Raw genomic sequence first — 19,725 nt, 5'->3', positions numbered from 1 at the left:
TTAACGATAAAATCTACCAAATACGCTATATTTTGTCAGAAAATAACATATCGTTTCATGGCAGAATATCGCAGAATGTCGTGTTGACGTTTGTGTTCATCGAGCTATGCCGTACGCTGTGGTTTTACGGCACTATAACAACGCCTCATGCTCAAGGTTATCATTTAGGAGTTTGTAATGTCCAAGACTGGATTTGGTCAAATGTATCGCCAACTTTCGAGTAAGTTACTTGACCTTGTGGTCACTCCACATGTTCTTGGTGAAGTTCCTACAGAATCAACAACAACTGAGCAAAGCACACCAGATTCAAATAAAGTGATTTGCTATGTACTACAAAATTATTCACGTAGTAATGCTTTGGTAGTTGATGGTGAAACGCGTCGCCTTCATCTAAAGCCAGCTTTAGATGCCATGAGTTTTGGAACTTATCACGAAAAAAACTCGGTTCTATTTTTACATCAAAATGAAAATAACTTTTTTAATACTCAAACATATCCCCCACGCCTTCTACAATTGATCGAAGCATTAGAACAAAATCAAGAAGTAGATGTTCAATTAGTTCCCGTTACAGTACTTTGGGGACGCTCACCAGATAAAGAAGATTCATGGTTTAAATTATTATTTTCTGATACTTGGGCAACACCAGGTACAGTTAAACAACTCATGAATATTGGCTTACATGGGCGTGATTCATATTTAGAATTCCATGAGCCTCAATCTCTACGTGAATTGGTAGATTATGCCAAGAAACATCATCCAAATATTTCACCTGCAACTTATATTTCAAGTTCTTTAGATACTTATCTAGATCAGCAACGTGAAGTCGTACTGGGTCCTGACTTATCTGATCGCCGTAATGTGATGCAGTCAGTGGTAAAAGCACGTGATGTACAAGATGCCATCCGTCGTGAAAGCATTCAGCATAAAATCAGCATGCTTGAGGCAGAACGGCGTGCCATTGGCTATGTCAATGAAATCGTTTCTGATTATTCAGCGTCAGCAGTACGCTTCGCAGATATGGCTTTAACACGATTATGGACACAACTGTATGACGGCGTTGAAGTTCATAATTTCAGTACAGTTCGCGAACTTGCGAAAGACTATGAGATTATTTACACACCATGCCACCGTAGCCATATCGACTATTTATTATTGTCTTATGTGATTTATAAACGTGGCTTAATGATTCCATATATTGCTGCGGGTGATAACCTGAATTTACCTTTTGTAGGTCAGTTATTGCGTGGAGGCGGTGCATTTTTCATACGCCGCTCATTCCGCGGAAATGCACTGTATACTTCTGTATTCAAAGAATATTTATACAGCATTCTATCGCGCAATACGCCTATCGAGTACTTCATTGAAGGCGGTCGTTCACGTACTGGTCGCTTGCTACCACCGAAGACAGGTATGCTTGCAATGACCGTACATGGTCATTTACGCGGTCGTGCTAAGCCAATCGTATTCTTACCGACATATATTGGTTATGAGCGCTTGATGGAAGGCTCAACTTATGTAGGTGAAATGCAAGGTAAGCCAAAAGAAGCAGAATCAATTTTCGGTATCGTCAAAACTTTACGTAAAATTGAAAGAATTTTTGGCAAGGTACACGTTAACTTTGGTGAACCTGTTTTCCTCGATGATATTTTAAAGCAGCATAATGCAGACAAAATTCAGATCGAAAAAAATGATGCTCCAATTCCAGCTGAAGTATCGAATGTTGTTTCAAGCTCAGCTAATGTTATTTTAGAAAATATTAACCGCGCAGTGGTCATCAACCCTGTTTCATTATTATCTTTGATCTTATTAGCAACACCAAAGCATACATTAGATGAAGAGATCTGTGCGAAACAGCTTGATATTTATCGTGATTTAGCGACTCAACAACCTTATGATGAACGCACACAAGTCACTTCTTTATCAGGTAAAGAAATCATTGCTTATGGTCTAAAGCTCAAACTGATCAAACGTGTGCAGCATGTTCTAGGTGATATTATTGCCATAGAAGACAACCAAGCCATTTTATTAACCTATTTCCGTAACAACATCTTACATGCTTTTGTCTTACCATCACTGGTTGCATCATTGGTTGAACATAACGGTAAGATTAATAAAACAGATTTAAGCAATGTGATTCGTACATTGTATCCATTCTTAAAAGCTGAATTATTCATGAAGTGGAAAGCTTCTGAATTGCAACAGCACATTGATAACTATATCAACGCACTCGTTCAAATTGGTCTAATTTTCCAAGATCATGATGGTAACTTATTTAGCCCAACACCAAACAGTGAAGAGCATCAGAAACTTTTGACTTTAGGCATGCCAGTTAAACAAAGCTTAGAACGTTACTACATGACGCTTGCACTGATCACCCAACGTGGTTCTGGCAATATTTCAACTAAACAAGTCGAAGAGTTAAGTCACTTATTAGGTCAGCGCTTATCTGTACTATATGAATTCAACTCACCTGAGTTCTTTGATAAATCTTTGTTCCAAAGCTTTATTAAGGTTCTAACACAACAAAATTACATTCGTAATAATGAACATGGTTTCATTGAATATGATGATAATTTCAGTGAAATGGCCGCAGGTGCACAGTTGGTACTTGATGAAACGACATTACAAATGTTGCAACACATCACAACATTTACAGATGAAGAACTTGCAACCGCTTTAGAAGCAATGGCTTCTCAACAGGCAAAACGTCGTTTAAAACGCAAGAAAGCTTAATGTTTGAGTATTCACTTTTGATGGGTTAGTCAAAAATTTGGCTAACCCAATTTATTTGCGGCACTCTAAATATTTCGGATCATCTAGACATCTTAGTCGTTTAATTAATTCCACGAAATACGCATCATAATAACCTGAATCCACATAACGATTACGAATCTTAGCAACCAGCGCCTCATAGCCCTGCTTTTCATAACCCGAAATATCAGCCCAATAATACGCTGGTAAATGATTTTCCCATTGCATCGCCTGAGCGGCCAAAACATTACTATTTTTTACAAACCAACTTCGGATTTGGTGACCAAAACCAGTGGGATAAGCTTGAGGTCGAATCACAATATTTATTGCGAAATACGCGACTGGAAAATTGACAACTTGGGTCGATTCACCAAATTCCTTTTTCAAGTTATAAGGTAATACACCATACGCAGGCGCAGCCAAAATATCGATCTTCTTTTGCTTGAAAGAATCAACAGCCGTCGCAAAATCTACATAAACAGGTTTTGCCGACACACTTTGCACCAATGCCAATTGAGGTGGATTATTTTCAAGAATACCAATCGTCTTATTCTTTAATTGCGAAACTTTATTAATCTGCTGCGTATTCATGATCATGTATGCCGTACCAATTGGAATCATCCCTAGCACTTCATAATTTTGATCTAACATACGTTTTTCGACATTTGTATTGGTGAGTAGCTGTAATAACATACGCGCAACACGATTATTGGAAATCAGACCAATCCCGCCAGTACTTCCCATAAAATGATTGTAACGATAAGTATTAAAGTTCGATGCAACTAAACCTGAACATTTATTTTGATCAAATGCCTGAATCGCATCTTTTTCATTTTTAAAAGTATCAAATTTCAACTGAGTATTGTGTTGAAGCGCATAAAGCCGAATATCCTGTAAACGGCGACTAATGTCTCCTTGAGTGCCCAATGGATCAAATACACACCATGTTTGCGCACCCGCCCAACTTGTTGTTGCCACCAATCCCAGCATCATCGTAAAAATTATTTTTCTCATATCCACCCCTTAATGCCTCATCACAAACCATGTGCACAACTCAGGCAGTTCCTTTACGGAATCTGTTGGTATTTTATCATCAAAATCTATACCAACTATTCAAATTGTCTTGCAGTTTAATCTAATTATTTTTCATTACCATGTACCGACAACAGCGTCTGATAGTCATTAAAGCAAATCTGATGTTCAAATTTAAATCCAGTTTGTGGCAATCGAGTTGCATAAATTCGCTTCCCAGTCACTTGCTCAGACAAAAGCTGCAACTGAGGCAAGTTTAAATATTGTTGAAACCAACTTAATATTTCATGCATGGGTAAAGGATTGTTATTACTGATGATATAACTTGATTCAACAATATCCATAACAGCTAATAATGCTAAAAACTTGGCTAAATCATCGATATGAATTCGATTACTAAAATGTATCGTTGGATAAGTCAGTGTTTGTTCAGCAAGCTTTTTTAAACGAGCAATTGAGGTCCCATAAATTCCTGCTGGTCGGACAATAATGCTCTGATGCGGATAATGTGATTGCCACAACAACTCCATCTTCCTAAGCAGATGTCCCTGCTCATCGATGGGTTGAATGAATGATTCATCATCGATTCGCTCCCCTGCATTTTCACCATAGACTCGTGTCGAAGAAACGATGATGATACGTCGAACAGGATGATTTTTGAGAGCATTAGCAATCGGTTCAACGCTATCAACATAGGTTTGTTGATATGCTTCTATGCCGCTCTCCGAAGGTGCAAGAATGACATAAACCAAATCAATTGGATCAAGCTGAGTCAAATCTAAATAGTGTATATCTTGAATATAGTGACTTGCATAACAATCCATTTTTGGACTACGGCTAATTGTGCTAATGTGGTGACCTTGCTCAAATAAGTGTTTAGCAACGCGCTGAGATGTTTTACCATAACCAATAAATAAAATATGCATATACACCCTTGAATAGAGATGACTTCAGTCCAGCAATTACAAGGTGTTGGTGCCGCCGCAGCAACCCTATTAGAAAAGCTTTATATTTTTAGCACGGATGATTTGTTATTTCATCTTCCTCGTGACTATGAAGATCGTAGCACCATTATTCCAATGAATCAGCTGGTTGTTGGACGAAGTTATTTGCTCGAAGGTGAAGTTCGATCCGTAGATTTTCCTCAAGGCAAAAAGAAATCACTTGCGGCCTTATTACAAGATGATTTTGGCAAGGTCACTTTACGGTTTTATCATATTTATAAGGGATTAACTGATCGCATCAAAATGGGACAACAGCTCCGAATATTCGGTGAAGTTCGTGTTGGAGCACGTGGTCTTGAAATGTATCACCCTGAAATACAGGTGATCCAACAGCATACGCCATTACCCAAGACCCAACTTACAGCGATCTATCCCAGCACGGAAGGTCTGACGCAGCCTAAATTACGTGAATATGTTCGTCTGGCGTTACAACATCATAGTGATGCTTTAGCTGAGTTATTACCTAAAAAATACAGCAACGGCTATGAACTTAAACAAGCATTAGAATATATTCATGAGCCCCCTGTTGATGCCAACATGCAACAACTCAATCAAGGTTCACACCCTGCCCAACAACGATTAATTTTTGAAGAGCTGGTCGCACATCAAATTAGCCTATTAACACGCCGTGCCTATATCCGCCAAATTGCTGCACCTCGTTTTGATAGCAGTAAAATCTTGGCTAAGGCATTATTAGACGGTCTCCCTTTTCAAATGACCAATGCACAAAAACGAGTTTCTAAGGAGATCTTGCAAGATCTCAAACAAGATCAACCGATGCTCCGTTTAGTCCAAGGTGATGTGGGAGCAGGTAAAACACTCGTCGCAGCAGTTGCAGCCTGCCATGCACTAGAAGCAGACTGGCAAGTTGCACTGATGGCACCGACTGAAATCTTAGCAGAACAACATTATTTAAATTTTAAACGTTGGTTTGAGCCACTAGGCATCCAAGTGGCATGGCTTTCAGGCAAACAAAAAGGCAAGGCACGTACACAAGCTGAACAACAAATTAAACAAGGTCATGCACAACTTATTGTCGGTACGCATGCTTTATTCCAAGATGCCGTGGAATTTTCTAAACTAGGCTTGGTTATTATTGATGAACAACATCGTTTCGGGGTCGATCAACGCCTTGCTTTAAGAAATAAAGGCGCTAATCAATTTACCCCACATCAATTGGTGATGACAGCAACCCCGATTCCCCGCACACTCGCGATGAGTGCTTATGGTGATTTAGATACTTCAATTATTGATGAACTCCCCCCGGGACGCACCCCGATTCAAACCGTAACAATTCCTTTAGATCGCCGTGAACAGGTTCTACAACGAATTGCCAGCAACTGTCGTGAAGGTAAACAAGCGTATTGGGTCTGCACCTTAGTGGAACAATCTGAGACCCTAGATGCTCAAGCCGCCGAAGCTACCTATCAAGAAATCAAGGAACGCTTTCCAGACATCAATATTGGTCTAGTCCACGGCAAAATGAAAGCAGATGAAAAACAAGCGGTCATGCAAGCCTTTAAAGACAATCAATCACAACTGTTAATTGCCACAACAGTGATTGAGGTTGGGGTCGATGTACCCAATGCCTCAATCATGGTCATTGAGAATGCTGAACGTTTGGGTCTCTCGCAATTGCACCAACTTCGTGGACGCGTTGGACGTGGTGCTACCGCTAGTTTTTGTGCCCTGTTGTATAAAACACCCTTGTCTCAAAATGGTCAGGAGCGACTATCTATTTTACGAGAAAGTAATGATGGTTTCGTGATTGCTGAAAAAGATTTGGAAATACGCGGTCCGGGTGAACTCTTAGGAACAAAACAAACTGGGGATATGGGCTTCCGTGTGGCACGTTTAGAACGTGATGATCATTTACTCACACAAGCACATTATGTGGCTGAACAAATTCTAAAAGATTATCCACAACATGCCGATGGACTATTAAAACGCTGGCTGCCTGAAGCCCCAAGATACGCCTATGTTTAAATTAATTAAAACATCAGCAAAACAAATCTTTGATTATCTAACGCCATGTAGCCTGTGTGATATTGGGATTAGGAAGCAATACGGAGTATGTCAAAGTTGTTGGAATCAGTTACCTTGGTTAAAACAATCTATTCAACGTAATCAACAACAAATATTCGTTGTCTGCCATTATCAATATCCGATTGATCGCATCATTCAGCAATTTAAATATGAACAAAAACTGCATCATCAACGACTATTGGAAGGACTACTACAACAACTAAAGCTTCCTAAAGTACATGCCATCGTTCCAATGCCGATTTCAACTGATCGATTAGTTGAACGAGGTTTCAACCAAACGCTGTTACTGGCCCAGGCACTTAGTAAAAGCTTAAATATCCCTATCTGGCAACCTGTACAACGCTTGGACCAACACTCGCAAAAAGGCTTATCGCGCATCGAAAGACTAGAAAATATTGAACAGCAATTTGTGGCTGCGCCGCCCAATCATCTTCGTTATCGCAAAGTCTTGATCGTCGATGATGTCGTCACAACGGGCAGTTCAATTACCGCCTTATCTCAAGTCTTGCAACAACTTGGCTGCCAACAGGTTTATAGTATTTGTTTAGCAGCCCCTATCTGTAATAATGCTAGTTCTCTAAATTTTGATGACACCATGGAATCACCACTTGCTGAGTAAGAGGTGCAAGTAAAGTGACTTGATCTTCCAAATCAATCCATTTCATCTCCGCAATTTCCGCAGCGATACGTGGTGTTTGTTTCAGTTTCACCTCATAAACATAACTCACTAACAGATGATCAGGTTCATTTGCAGCAGCCGTTTCAAAGCGCCCGACAAACTGTTTGATCTCAGATTCACACGCGATTTCCTCTAAAATTTCACGCTGTATTGCAATTTCAGGCGCTTCATTACTTTCTAGCTTGCCGCCTACTTGCATAAAAGCTTGTGTATTTTGCTTACGAACCAAAAGCAATTGATTTTGTTCATTCAATATAATCGCGGCAGCAACGGTTATGATTTCCACATTATCCCCTTAAACTTGAATATCTGCAGCTAACATCCATTTTGGTGTTGCAGGCTGATACACTGAAAATGCAGTTAAAATTTCACCAATATTATCAGCGACAATTAAGTTCTCTACAAACCTTGCCTGACTAAATCCGCGATCTACAGAATCTTGGATCGTTTGAATTAAGCCATCATAGAAGCCCTCAACATTTAGAAATGCACAAGGCTTTTGATGAATCCCTAATTGATTCCACGTCCATTGCTCAAAGATCTCTTCCATGGTGCCTGCTCCTCCAGGCAATGCGACAAACGCATCGGCTAATTCTGCCATTTTAGTTTTTCGCTCATGCATATCCTTGACCACATACAATTCCGTCAAACCTGTATGCGCTAATTCTCGATCAACCAAAGCTTGTGGAATGATGCCAATGACCTGCCCACCTGCGGCTATTGCACTGTCTGCAACCACACCCATCAAACCAGAGCGACCGCCACCATACACAAGCGTTTGGCCTTGCTGTGCAATTGCCTGCCCTGTCGCCTGTGCAATTTGTTGATAAATGGGATCATTACCGAGAGAAGAACCGCAAAAAACACATATAGAATTCATACAATTAAAACCGTTTTATATAACTGTCATGCTGATAAAGTAGGCTGTGTAACAAGATTTTTTAGAAATTAACGTTTAGGCAAGTGTTTTTCGTTTCATCCTTGTCTAAAATACACGCTGGTTTTCGGTACAATGCTGAAAATCTCACATTGGCTGCGCGAGGAAAAAAGACATGCTTGAAGCCTTTTATGCCACAGAGCGCGGTAGTCTAGAAGATGCAACAATCAATGGGAGTTTTGATCTCCACCCTGAATTGGTTTGGATTGATCTAATTGCTCCATCTCAAGAAGAACAACAGTGGGTATTTGATGCTTACGAGCGCAACTTACCAACATTAAAATCACTTGAAGACATTTCCTCATCTGCACGATTTTACCGTGATGATGATGGTATTTTGCATATCAGTACATATTTTTTAACAAAGAATAAAAATTATCAGGTCGATGGCGATACAGATGAGTCATCTCATATGCTTGCAACAGTACAAACTGTTGCCTTCATTCTGCATAAAGATCGTTTGTTTACGATGCGTGGCGAAAAATTAGTTGCATTTCGTGCCTTCCGTGCGCGCGCACGTCGCAATGACTATGATATGGACTATAAAGACCCAACATGGATTTTATTGGGCTTACTTGAAGCTAAACTCGATGAACTTGCGGATATCTTAGAAGATATCCACAAAGACTTAGAAAGATACTCCACAGAAGTACTCAATAACCATCATCGTGAAACCCTGCTCGATCTTGATGACATGATTACACGACTCGCACAACAAGAAGATATGCTTGGAAAGGCGCAACTGTGTTTGATCGATTTACGTCGTGTGCTTACCTTCCTTTCTCGTCCTCGAGCTTTAGGCAGTCATATTTATGATGCAGATATTCGAGAATTAAGTGAGGATGTCCGTTCACTTGTCGAACATGATGCATTCTTATTCCAGAAAGTCCGCTTCTTACTGGATACCACATCAGGCTTCATTAACACCGAACAAAATGACACGATTCGTCGATTCTCGATTTTACCCAGTATGCTTGCACCACCGATGCTGATTGCTAGTATTTACGGGATGAATACCGATGTATTGCCGTTTGCTCATGGCAGTCTCAGTTTCTGGATCGTCACCGCTATTTTGATGGCGTTTTTGGTCCTCCCAATGGTGTACTTCCGCTGGAAGAAATGGATTTAATGTTTTTATATCTAGAATATTTTGGCTAAAGTCAAAATATTCTAACCCTTTTATGATAAATCAAATGCGACAAGATCTTTTTTATTTTCAATAAAATAATCAATTAAAGCATCATGTCCTTTAGTTTTCCATTGCTGATATTCTTTCGTGCTTAAGAAAACAACAAGAATAAAATTATAATTTACCTCATTAATTTCGAGTTGAGTGGGTAAAAAATTTAAAATATTCGATGTAATAATTGGCAATAAGATTATTCCTCTTACATCATTTTCGATAAGGCGAGTGTCATCAAACAACTGGACACAACCAATACCTATTTGCTCATGTCCTTCAATATCTTCAAGTGTTGCAAATAACTGCCTGATTAAACTAGCATCGCCATCAGAAACCGTAATATAAATATGATGTGTATTTGTAGGTATTGAAAAAATAACATGTAAATTTATATCATCACGCAATGTGCTTACAGCTTGATGTCTTTTTGTCCCATCCTCTTTTTCAAAATAATAAATATTACAATCATCATTAAATATGTCATTACTGATTACCATATTGACTATTGTTGAACGTATTCTTTCCATATCAGATACATATCCCATTTCTACCCCAAAACAAAAAAAGAGAGTTAGGTAACTCTCTTTTCTCGATGAATAAGATGATATCAAATCAATTTCAAATCATCTTGTAGATGGCAAGCTTGGATGACTTTCAGCATTTTCTCAGACACATTTTTAAAATGTAGACCTTTGTTATTTGGCGTTTGACGCAACCACTGCACCAACACTGCCAAAGAAAGGGTGTTTCCTTGTTCAAGCTGCCCCAGATCAACAATAAGAGGAAAACTCTTATGTTGCTGGATATGCTTTAAACCTGCTCGATAAACCTGTTCTGCGTTCGAGAAATCAATTGTTTTTGAGACAATTAACTGCTGATCAATATACTGAATCACCCGTCACCTACTTATTTCTTGTTAACAGCAGCATCTGCATCTGGCTTAAAGGTTGCAATCGCTTTATTCATATCACCGCCATTGCGCTGAACAGTAGCAGCGAACTGGTTACGGAATTGCAAGCCTAAATCAATACCAGACACATTAATATTACGGACTTTCCACTGATCACCTTTATCTGTCAACTGGAACGATACAGGGATTTTCTCGCCATTATGTAAGAAGTCTAATGTAACAACGGGGTTCTTACTATTGGTCGACTTAAAAGGACGCATCGTATAGCTTTCATTCGTATATTTAGCGAAAGCACCGCCGTAGTTTTCAATAATCACAGCACGGAAATTTTGCTCAAACTGAGCACGTTGCGCAGCAGTTGTATATTGATTGTTTGCATACGTACCTAATACGATACGTGTAAATGCTTGTGAATCAACATACGGATCAAGATTTTGACGAATAATCGATTTAACTAAAGCAGGGTTACTTTGTAATTTCGCATGATCTGCTTTTAAACGTGTAATTAAACCATCAGCCACACGTTTAACAAAATCAGGTGGGGTTTCTGTTGGTGCTGCAAATGCAGTACTCGCAAGCATGGTTGATAATACACTTGCTGTTAACGTCTGTTTCAATAATGTATTCACTTCAATCTCCTAACCTGAATTACTCAACAAATGATGGTTCTGCTTCAGTAGCAGCTGGCTGCGATGCCGAACTCTCTGAAGTTGTTGAGCTTGATGTGGCTTTACCAGCACCACCAGTAATAAACTTACTGATCAAATCTTCTAAATCCATTGTACCTTGGGTATTTGAAACAACATCACCACGTTTTAGGTAATTCACCCCACCACCTGGTACAACTTTCAAATACTTCTCACCAAGTAAGCCATTGGTTGCAACCATAATATAAGCATCCTCATCTAAACTGGTGATGGAGGTCATGTTACTGATAAGTTGCTGTTCCATTGCTTTTTGTTTCGCGGCATCAGCTTGTTGATAATCTGAGCTATAACGCAATTCTTCTAAGGCATTTTTCTGCACTTCTTTTAATTGCTCAGTATTAAAGCTGGTTAATTTACCATCCAAATCAAACTTAACTGTTGCTAAACGTGTTACTGGATCAAGCGTAATAGATTCTACACGACCAATGGTCACACCACTCATGGTCACCTTTGCTCGTGGTTTTAAACCATTTACGTTATCAAACTGCGCTGTCATGCTATAGCTATCACGTAGATTTGTACCCACTAAACCACTAACTTTCATCGCAAGAAAAAATAGAGCAATACCGAAGATAATCACAAAAATACCTACGGCCAGCTCACTAGTACGTGATTTCATTAAATCCCTCCGAACATGACCGCAGTCAACACGAAATCAAAACCTAATACACAAAGTGAAGAATATACGACCGTTCTGGTCATCGAAGTCGCGATACCCTCTGGTGTTGGATCACAAGCATAACCTTGATAGACCGCAACCCATGTACAAATCAGCGCAAAAACAATGCTTTTAATAATAGTGCCATTAAAAATATCATGCCCAAACTGAACTGTACTTTGCATACCCCCCCAGAAAGAACCTTCATCAGCACCTAAAAAATCTACGCCAACCAACTTGCCGCCAATGATACCGATCGTTGCAAAAATCACAGTCAACATCGGCAAACTAACAATACCTGCCCACAAACGCGGAGCCACAATTTGACGAAGTGGATCAACGCCAATCATTTCCATACTGGCTAATTGTTCACTCTGTTTCATTGAACCAATTTCGGCAGTGAGAGCTGAGCCTGCACGCCCTGCAAATAGTAATGCAGCAACAACTGCAGCAAGTTCACGTAACAAAGTTAACGAAATCGCAGTGCCTAACATGGCTTCACTACCAAACGTGACCAAAATGCTATACATCTGCAAGCCAAGGACAGCGCCAATAAACAAGCCTGAGACAGCAATAATCAGCAGGGACATGACCCCAACACGATGCATCTGATACACAAAGCGTTGAAAACCACCCTTTGAAGGCGCTGAAAATAAAATTTGGATGAGCATAAGTGACGCTGCACCTATCCCCTTTATTCGCTCAATAACGAGTCTACCTAACCAGGCAATCGTATTCATGCACGAACCTCGTTATCTAAATATGCTTGATGAGTAAATTGATATTCAACAGGACCCTCAGCTGAGCCTGTTAAAAATTGACGTACAAATGGGGAAGCATGTGCCTGTAGCTGCTCAGGTGAACCTTCACCCTGAATTTTGCCTTCAGCAACCACATAAATATAATCAGCAATCGATAATGTCTCTGCGACATCATGCGAGACAATAATTGTTGTTAAGTCTAAAGCTTCACGCAAAGAACGAATCAATCGTGTTAGAACACCTTTAACAATTGGATCTTGGCCAGCGAATGGCTCATCATACATAATCAATTCTGGATCAAGTGCAATCGCACGCGCTAAGGCAACACGACGATTCATACCTCCTGAAAGTTCAGTTGGCATTAATGGTTCAGCACCGCGTAGCCCAACAGACTCCAACTTCAAAGCGACTAACTCAGCAATCAAATGTTCTGGTAATTGTGTATGCGCACGAATAGGAAATGCAACATTTTCATAAACTGACATATCAGTAAATAACGCACCACTCTGGAATAACATCCCCATACGTGCGCGTGCAGCAAACAAGTCTGGACGAGACATGGCTGCAATATTCTTACCATCGAGCAATACTTCACCACGATCAGGGACTAACTGCCCACCAATCAAACGAAGCAAAGTGGTTTTACCTGTTCCCGAAGGTCCCATAATTGCAGTAATTTGACCACGTCGAATTTTAAGACTGACATCATCATAAATGACGCGTTCCCCTCGGTTAAAGCTCAAGTTTTTAACTTCAATTAGGGCTTCAGCATCGAGAGGAGATTTGTTATTCATACTGGCATTCATTCCTGCACTTTTTATGCACGCATACTATACACTGAAAGATTAAGCGCTTGTTTTTATTTTGATATGCTACGTATGAAGATTATTAATTTATGTAATTGTTCTTTTTATCAACTTCTGTGCTCAACTCATGTTGTGAGCTTGCATTCAAAGAATCGGTATGATTGCGTGCAATAAGTGCATATGCAAAAAATAACCCATTACAAAGCATTAAAATAACAAATAGACATGGCAGCCCTTCACCACAAATGAATGACCATATTTGACTTAAAAGACTTTTATTTTGCTTAACCCTATTCATTTCTTCTGTAAAATTTGAATTAGTAGACATTTTTCGAATTTTACATGACTAATCCTAAATAAAAAAGCCAGTTTTACAACTGGCTTCTTCTTTTCATCGGTTTTTAACGATTAAAAATCATTTTTGCGACGACGGTCACCACCGAAGCCACCTTCACGTGCTGGACGATCACCAAAATCACGCTTTGGACGGTCTTCACCACCGAAACTACGCTTTGGACGGTCTTCACCACCAAAACTACGTTTTGGGCGATCTTCACCACCGAAACTACGTTTTGGACGGTCACCAAAACCACCTTCACGTTGTGGACGATCACCAAAATCGCGCTTTGGACGGTCGCCGAAGCTACCTTCACGACGTGGTTTGTAATCTACACGGTTACCACGGTTGTCATCATTCGAGTCAAAACGCGGTTTATCATTAAAACCACCTTCACGACGCGGGCGATCTGAATTGAACTCGCGACGTGGACGGTCTTCACCACCAAAACTACGCTTTGGACGATCTTCAAAACCACCTTCACGACGTGGGCGATCTGAATTGAACTCGCGACGTGGACGATCTTCACCACCGAATGATGGACGTTCACCACGTGGCTTATCATCAAAGTTACGACGTGGACGGTCTTCAAAACCACCTTCACGACGTGGACGGTCAGAGTTAAACTCGCGACGTGGACGATCTTCACCACCGAATGATGGACGCTCACCACGTGGTTTATCATCGAAGCTACGACGTGGACGATCTTCACCGCCTTCACGACGTTTGAAATTGCTCTCGCCTTCAAAACGACGACCACCACCAAAACCGCCACGACCGCCATCACGGCCGCCACGACCACGACCACCGCCATCACGACCACGACCACCACCATCACGACCTGAACGAGCAGGAGGTGGAGATGGCTCTAAACCTTCAATTTCAGATACATTTAAACGTGCATCTAAATAATCTTCTAACGCACGGATTTTGCCACGCTCGCGATAAGTCGCAAGTGTAATCGCTTGACCAGTACGACCAGCACGACCTGTACGACCAATACGGTGTACATAGTCTTCGTTTTTCATCGGTAAACCGAAGTTAATCACGTGAGAAATAGTTGGTACGTCTAAACCACGTGCTGCTACGTCAGTTGCAACTAAGATTTTTGCACGACCTTCACGAATACTACGTAAACGACGGTTACGAACGGTTTGTGGCATAGCACCATGCAATGCAACAACTGAGTGACCTGCTTCAGCCAATTCTTCAGCAAGCATATCTGTATCTTCTTGCGTGCTTGCAAAGACAACAGCTTGATCTACTGACTCATCAGACAACCAGTGAGTAAGTAATTTTTTCTTATGCTCAAAGCCATCTGTCCAATGTAATGTTTGTGTTACATCAGTGTTAGTGCTGTGACCAGTTTCAATTGCAATACGTTGTGGATCATTCATCATACGTTCAGCAAGGCGAATGATACGATCAGCAAAAGTCGCAGAGAACATTAATGTTTGATTACGGTTTGCAGCTAACTCGCCAATTGCTTCTAAATCTTCAGAGAAGCCTAGATCAAGCATACGGTCAGCTTCGTCGACGATTAACGATTCAACTTTATCAAGTTTCAATTGACGACGATTTACTAAGTCAAGCAAACGACCTGGCGTTGCAACGATCACTTGTGCGCCTTTAAGCTGTTGAATTTGCTTACCAAAAGGCATACCACCCATAATTGCAGCAATACGAACACCTTTCATATGACGTACAAATGCAATCGCATCTTGGCTTACTTGTTGAGCCAATTCACGCGTAGGACATAAAACCAAGATGCTTGGTTGAGTCACAGCTTTCATGCGCTCTTTAAATGGCACAAAAGTTTCCTGACCTGCCAAAGCATTTAATGTAGGGAGTAAAAATGCTGCTGTTTTACCAGAACCTGTCTGGCTTGAAACTAATAAATCTTTTCCATCTAACGCAGCTGGAATCGCTTGTTCTTGCACAGGAGTTGGACTTGTAAAACCTAAACCTTCTAGGGCTTGTTGTAAGGTTTCGTGCAAAGAAAATTCGGCAAAAGTTTTGCTCATAGAGAGTTTCACCCTAATGGGTGCTCCATTTTAATAAATACAAAAAATAGACATCGGCAAAAAGCGGCAAAGCGACTCAAGCTGAAAATAGATGAAGTTCAGCGGCAATCCGAATAACGACGATGTGGACTAAACGCACGCTTGATTACTGCCTCAACCTGAAGAATCGCTAAGCGATTTGGGCGCAAGATATGGTCCTCTCTATGGACAGCGTGCGCTAATATGAATAGAACTGAATGTTCAGGTAATGAACTGGAATTTAAGTGCGTGGGCGGATTATAGCAGAATAATTTTAAAAGTCACCCTTTTTAATAGGTTTTTTCTATCTATTTCGATTATTCATTGATTTTATAAGAATTTAGCTTAAATATATTTATAAACAAACAAAAATTTTAAAACCTCTATGCTACTAAAATTATTATTCATCTTATGGCTATTAGGATGCCTCAATATTATCTATTTCGGTTTTAAACTTGATCCATTTCTTATAAAGAGTGAACCAGAGTATATTTATCACTACCCTATAGATGGTGTAATCCTAATTTCTTTATTTTTTTCTAGTTATTTTATCGTTACATATTTTCTAGAATCGACTTCATCTATTCAAAAATATCCCTTTAGAAGTTGCACGATTTTAAGCACTATTACTTTCATACAACTTTTAATTGCATATAGCAGTGCTATGCATGCACCACCTTTTATGTGGGCATATATGATAAATATATTTATATTATTCTTTTTTCATCTTGTTCTATGTGTTTCTATTATTAGGCATAAAAAAGAGTAGCAATCGCTACCCCTTTTATAAAAATCCAAAACTTATTTTGCAGCATCACCCCAAGCTGGAACAACAGTTTGCATCAATGGTTTTAACATTTTAAGTGAACAAGCAAGTACTTGACCATTATCAAATGATTCATTACCACCACGAGCATCAACGACTACACCGCCCGCTTCTTTTACAATCAGCTCACCCGCAGCAATATCCCACGGTTTTAAACCAAGCTCAAAGAAACCATCAAAACGACCTGCAGCGACATAAGCCAAATCCAAAGCAGCAGAGCCACCACGACGGATTTGCGCGCCTGATTTAGTTACAGCCAACAAAGAAGCGAAATGTTGTTCTGCATAAGAAACGATTTCACCATTACGTTTCGCACGATAAGGATGACCTACCGCAAGGAATGTGTTTTCTAAAGAGTCTTTAACATTCACGCGAATACGGCGTTGGTTCATGACTGCGCCACGACCACGGCTTGCAGAGAATAATTCATCACGCACTGGATCATAGATCACACCGTGCTGAGTTACGCCTTTATGTTGTACAGCGATAGAAATACAGAAATGAGGGAAACCATTGATAAAGTTTTGGGTACCATCTAAAGGATCAATCACCCAGCACCAATCTGCATCGTGACCTTTACCTTCTTGCATGCCAAACTCTTCACCAAGGAAGCTATGGTTTTTATAACTTTTACGAAGCGTATCAATTGTAAGCTGTTCGATGTAACGGTCAACACGCGTTACTGGACCATCGATGCCTTTTTCTTCAACTTGTAAATCGAGTTTATGACGATTTTGATGTGCCTTTAAAAGCTCTTGACCAACTGTTTGAGCCGCACGCGCAGCCATAACCACCATAGGTTCCATTGAACACCCACTACAAATTTGAAGATTTTGACAAAGAATAATGCATAAAAGCCCATATATTCTATCAAATATAAGGGCTTTTAGGTAAAAAATGTTTGCGAAAGATTATTTTCTGATTTACAAAGCGTTAGCGACCTATAACCAAGCTTTTTCTATTGAAAGCAAAATACCTTTGGCATCTAAGCCACTGTCAATGAGCATTTGCTGATGAGTTGCTTGATGTAAAAATGCATCTGGCAAACCTAGATTTAAAATTGGCTTAATGATTTTAGCTCGTGCTAAAAATTCATTTACTGCACTGCCCGCACCGGCCATAACCGCATGTTCTTCTACAGTCACAAAAAGTTTTGTGTCAGCAGCTAAGTCACGAAGTATCTGCTCATCTAATGGTTTTACAAACCGCATGTTGACCACACGTACAGCAACCGAATGTTTACTTGCAAATAATTCTGCTGCTTCAACTGATGCTGCAACACGGCTACCAAAAGCAAGGATACTGATCTGCTGATCTGCGTCCTGATTAAATTGCGCAACGATTTCAGCTTTACCAATTTCTAAAGCAGTCATCTGTTGTTGGATTTCAGCACCTGTACCGACACCACGTGGGTAACGTACGGCTGTTGGGCCATTATAGTGATATGCCGTATGCAACATCTGACGACATTCATTTTCATCTTTTGGTGCCATGATCACCATGTTAGGTACAGTACGCATATAGGCATAATCATATGCACCTGCATGGGTCGGACCATCTTCACCAACCAAACCAGCACGATCAATCCCAAAAGTGACATCTAGATTTTGCAAGGCAACATCATGGATCAATTGATCATAGCCGCGTTGTAAAAAGGTCGAATAGATTGCTACAACAGGTTTTAAACCTTCACACGCCATACCCGCTGCTAAAGTCACTGCATGTTGTTCAGCAATCGCAACGTCAAAGAAACGTTCAGGGTATTGCTTTGCAAACTGAACCATCCCTGAACCTTCACACATGGCTGGGGTGATTGCGAGTAAACGATCATCTTGCGCTGCTTCATCACACAACCATTGTCCAAACACGTCTGAGTATTTAGGCGGTGACTTTTTTGCAGGAGCAGATGTTGTAGGTGCAATTTTAGTAATAGCATGATAGGTAATCGGGTCTGCTTCAGCAGGCGCAAATCCTTTACCCTTTTTGGTATAAATATGAACTAAACGAGGGCCTTTACGTTTTTTTAGCGCATGAAAAACTTGTGTGAGTTGCTCAACATCATGTCCATCAAATGGCCCAAAATAATCAAAACCGATCGCTTTAAATAAGTTATCCGCTGCATCTGTTGCAGACTGATGTAACCGTGAGTTATAAGTCCACTTCGGATGTGGCTGAACGTAGGCTTGACCATGTTCGTCGACATTCACCAGTTGACCTGTTTCCCAAATTGCAGCCAAATGCCTCGCAAAACCACCCGTACTACATGAAATCGACATATCGTTATCATTTAAAACAACGATCAGATCAGCATCATGTGCAACCGCATCATTCATGGCTTCAAATGCCATACCTGCTGTCATTGCACCATCACCAACAATTGCAACCACATCACACGGATCTTTTTGATAACGACGCGCAAGCGACATTCCTAGACCCGCAGAAATTGCTGTTGACGAATGCCCTACGCCAAAGGTATCAAATTCAGATTCTTCACGCGCAGGGAAAGCGGCTAAACCATCTTTACTACGAATCGTAGTAATTCGCTCACGACGCCCCGTCAGTACTTTATGTGGATATGCTTGATGACCCACATCCCAAACCAAACGGTCTTGCGGCGTATTAAAACAATAATGCAGTGCAACCGTTAATTCGATTACACCAAGATTTGCGCCAAAGTGGCCACCGCTTTGCCCTGCCGCATACAAAATATATTGACGCAACTCATCCGCCACTTGTGCGAGTTGGCTTTGCTCGAGCTGACGTAATTGTTGTGGATGATCAATTCCATCTAACAATGGCGTAACAGGACGTTGAGTTGGAATTTCGGTATACAACATAATGTGGCAAAGCCTTTTTAAGCCTGGCAAATCCGAAGCTGGGTTAAATGGGGGCAATCATACAATTAAATACGATCTACCTTCAATCAGCCACATGTGCGAATGATGTAGTGCTGAACATTCTCAAGCCAATCTTAAACAACTGACTTACAGATTATCCTGAATTATGTCACTGTTTATCAACCATTATTGTGTGCTTTCTATGAAAA

At 40.4% G+C, this 19,725-nt stretch carries 17 protein-coding genes; 4 read left to right on the top strand and 13 right to left on the bottom strand.

Translation table 11 applies throughout. The features are described from left to right. The first annotated feature begins 177 nt into the window (after positions 1 to 177). Positions 178 to 2,733: a glycerol-3-phosphate 1-O-acyltransferase PlsB gene (gene plsB, locus AC0JIQ_RS01825; protein ID WP_474202472.1), complete on the top strand. Its 2,556-nt coding sequence runs from the start codon at positions 178 to 180 to the stop codon at positions 2,731 to 2,733. Between the two features lie 51 nt (positions 2,734 to 2,784). Here the strand turns inward: plsB and AC0JIQ_RS01820 are convergent, their stop codons facing one another. Both AC0JIQ_RS01820 and AC0JIQ_RS01815 read right to left on the bottom strand, forming a co-directional pair. Further along, entirely contained in the window at positions 2,785 to 3,765 is a 981-nt protein-coding gene (locus tag AC0JIQ_RS01820) for a putative solute-binding protein (protein ID WP_004660323.1), read from the bottom strand. Positions 3,766 to 3,890: 125 nt separating this feature from the next. Continuing rightward, positions 3,891 to 4,709, bottom strand: a complete 819-nt coding sequence (locus AC0JIQ_RS01815; RefSeq protein WP_474202471.1) for an NAD-dependent epimerase/dehydratase family protein — start codon at positions 4,707 to 4,709, stop codon at positions 3,891 to 3,893. An 18-nt stretch (positions 4,710 to 4,727) separates the two neighbouring features. Here AC0JIQ_RS01815 and recG point away from each other — a divergent pair, with 18 nt between their 5' ends. Together recG and AC0JIQ_RS01805 are read left to right on the top strand one after the other, a co-directional pair. Continuing rightward, complete coding sequence (gene recG, locus AC0JIQ_RS01810) at positions 4,728 to 6,773, top strand: ATP-dependent DNA helicase RecG (protein WP_474202470.1); 2,046 nt, start codon at positions 4,728 to 4,730, stop codon at positions 6,771 to 6,773. Then, complete coding sequence (locus AC0JIQ_RS01805) at positions 6,766 to 7,452, top strand: ComF family protein (RefSeq protein ID WP_474202469.1); 687 nt, start codon at positions 6,766 to 6,768, stop codon at positions 7,450 to 7,452. The genes recG and AC0JIQ_RS01805 overlap by 8 nt, the downstream gene beginning before the upstream one ends. On the opposite strand, the gene AC0JIQ_RS01800 is transcribed toward AC0JIQ_RS01805, so the two are convergent. Then, the gene (locus AC0JIQ_RS01800; protein ID WP_474202468.1) at positions 7,403 to 7,798 is read right to left on the bottom strand and encodes an NUDIX hydrolase; all 396 of its coding nucleotides are present in this window, start codon (positions 7,796 to 7,798) and stop codon (positions 7,403 to 7,405) included. The genes AC0JIQ_RS01805 and AC0JIQ_RS01800 overlap by 50 nt on opposite strands. A gap of 9 nt (positions 7,799 to 7,807) precedes the next feature. Further along, entirely contained in the window at positions 7,808 to 8,392 is a 585-nt protein-coding gene (locus AC0JIQ_RS01795; protein ID WP_474202467.1) for an LOG family protein, read from the bottom strand. A gap of 172 nt (positions 8,393 to 8,564) precedes the next feature. On the opposite strand from AC0JIQ_RS01795, the gene AC0JIQ_RS01790 reads away from it, so the two are divergent. Beyond that, positions 8,565 to 9,578: a CorA family divalent cation transporter gene (locus AC0JIQ_RS01790; RefSeq protein WP_046738987.1), complete on the top strand. Its 1,014-nt coding sequence runs from the start codon at positions 8,565 to 8,567 to the stop codon at positions 9,576 to 9,578. A gap of 50 nt (positions 9,579 to 9,628) precedes the next feature. On the opposite strand, the gene AC0JIQ_RS01785 is transcribed toward AC0JIQ_RS01790, so the two are convergent. The 9 genes from AC0JIQ_RS01785 to dxs form a co-directional block, all read right to left on the bottom strand. After that, the gene (locus tag AC0JIQ_RS01785) at positions 9,629 to 10,177 is read right to left on the bottom strand and encodes a hypothetical protein (protein ID WP_474202466.1); all 549 of its coding nucleotides are present in this window, start codon (positions 10,175 to 10,177) and stop codon (positions 9,629 to 9,631) included. A 62-nt stretch (positions 10,178 to 10,239) separates the two neighbouring features. Continuing rightward, positions 10,240 to 10,527: an STAS domain-containing protein gene (locus AC0JIQ_RS01780; RefSeq protein ID WP_004660311.1), complete on the bottom strand. Its 288-nt coding sequence runs from the start codon at positions 10,525 to 10,527 to the stop codon at positions 10,240 to 10,242. A gap of 11 nt (positions 10,528 to 10,538) precedes the next feature. After that, entirely contained in the window at positions 10,539 to 11,171 is a 633-nt protein-coding gene (locus AC0JIQ_RS01775; RefSeq protein WP_346510489.1) for an MlaC/ttg2D family ABC transporter substrate-binding protein, read from the bottom strand. 19 nt (positions 11,172 to 11,190) lie between these two features. Next, positions 11,191 to 11,868 carry an outer membrane lipid asymmetry maintenance protein MlaD gene (gene mlaD / locus AC0JIQ_RS01770; protein WP_046738988.1) on the bottom strand — a complete coding sequence of 226 codons (678 nt, stop codon included), beginning with the start codon at positions 11,866 to 11,868 and terminating at the stop codon, positions 11,191 to 11,193. Next, positions 11,868 to 12,647 (bottom strand): lipid asymmetry maintenance ABC transporter permease subunit MlaE, encoded by a 780-nt coding sequence (gene mlaE / locus AC0JIQ_RS01765; protein ID WP_004660307.1) that lies wholly within the window; start codon positions 12,645 to 12,647, stop codon positions 11,868 to 11,870. The genes mlaD and mlaE overlap by 1 nt, the downstream gene beginning before the upstream one ends. Then, complete coding sequence (locus AC0JIQ_RS01760) at positions 12,644 to 13,462, bottom strand: ABC transporter ATP-binding protein (RefSeq protein WP_346510486.1); 819 nt, start codon at positions 13,460 to 13,462, stop codon at positions 12,644 to 12,646. The genes mlaE and AC0JIQ_RS01760 overlap by 4 nt, the downstream gene beginning before the upstream one ends. 420 nt (positions 13,463 to 13,882) lie before the next feature. Further along, the gene (locus tag AC0JIQ_RS01755; protein ID WP_474202465.1) at positions 13,883 to 15,835 is read right to left on the bottom strand and encodes a DEAD/DEAH box helicase; all 1,953 of its coding nucleotides are present in this window, start codon (positions 15,833 to 15,835) and stop codon (positions 13,883 to 13,885) included. 819 nt (positions 15,836 to 16,654) lie between these two features. Further along, on the bottom strand, positions 16,655 to 17,485 hold the full coding sequence (locus AC0JIQ_RS01750) for an inositol monophosphatase family protein (RefSeq protein WP_004660297.1): 831 nt from the start codon (positions 17,483 to 17,485) through the stop codon (positions 16,655 to 16,657). Between the two features lie 135 nt (positions 17,486 to 17,620). Next, positions 17,621 to 19,516 (bottom strand): 1-deoxy-D-xylulose-5-phosphate synthase, encoded by a 1,896-nt coding sequence (dxs, locus tag AC0JIQ_RS01745; RefSeq protein WP_474202464.1) that lies wholly within the window; start codon positions 19,514 to 19,516, stop codon positions 17,621 to 17,623. Between the last annotated feature and the right edge of the window lie 209 nt (positions 19,517 to 19,725).

The organism is Acinetobacter sp. FB (assembly GCF_056033405.1).
Note: the sequence above shows the minus strand (reverse complement) of the source record. Positions and strands in the feature narration are given on the sequence as shown.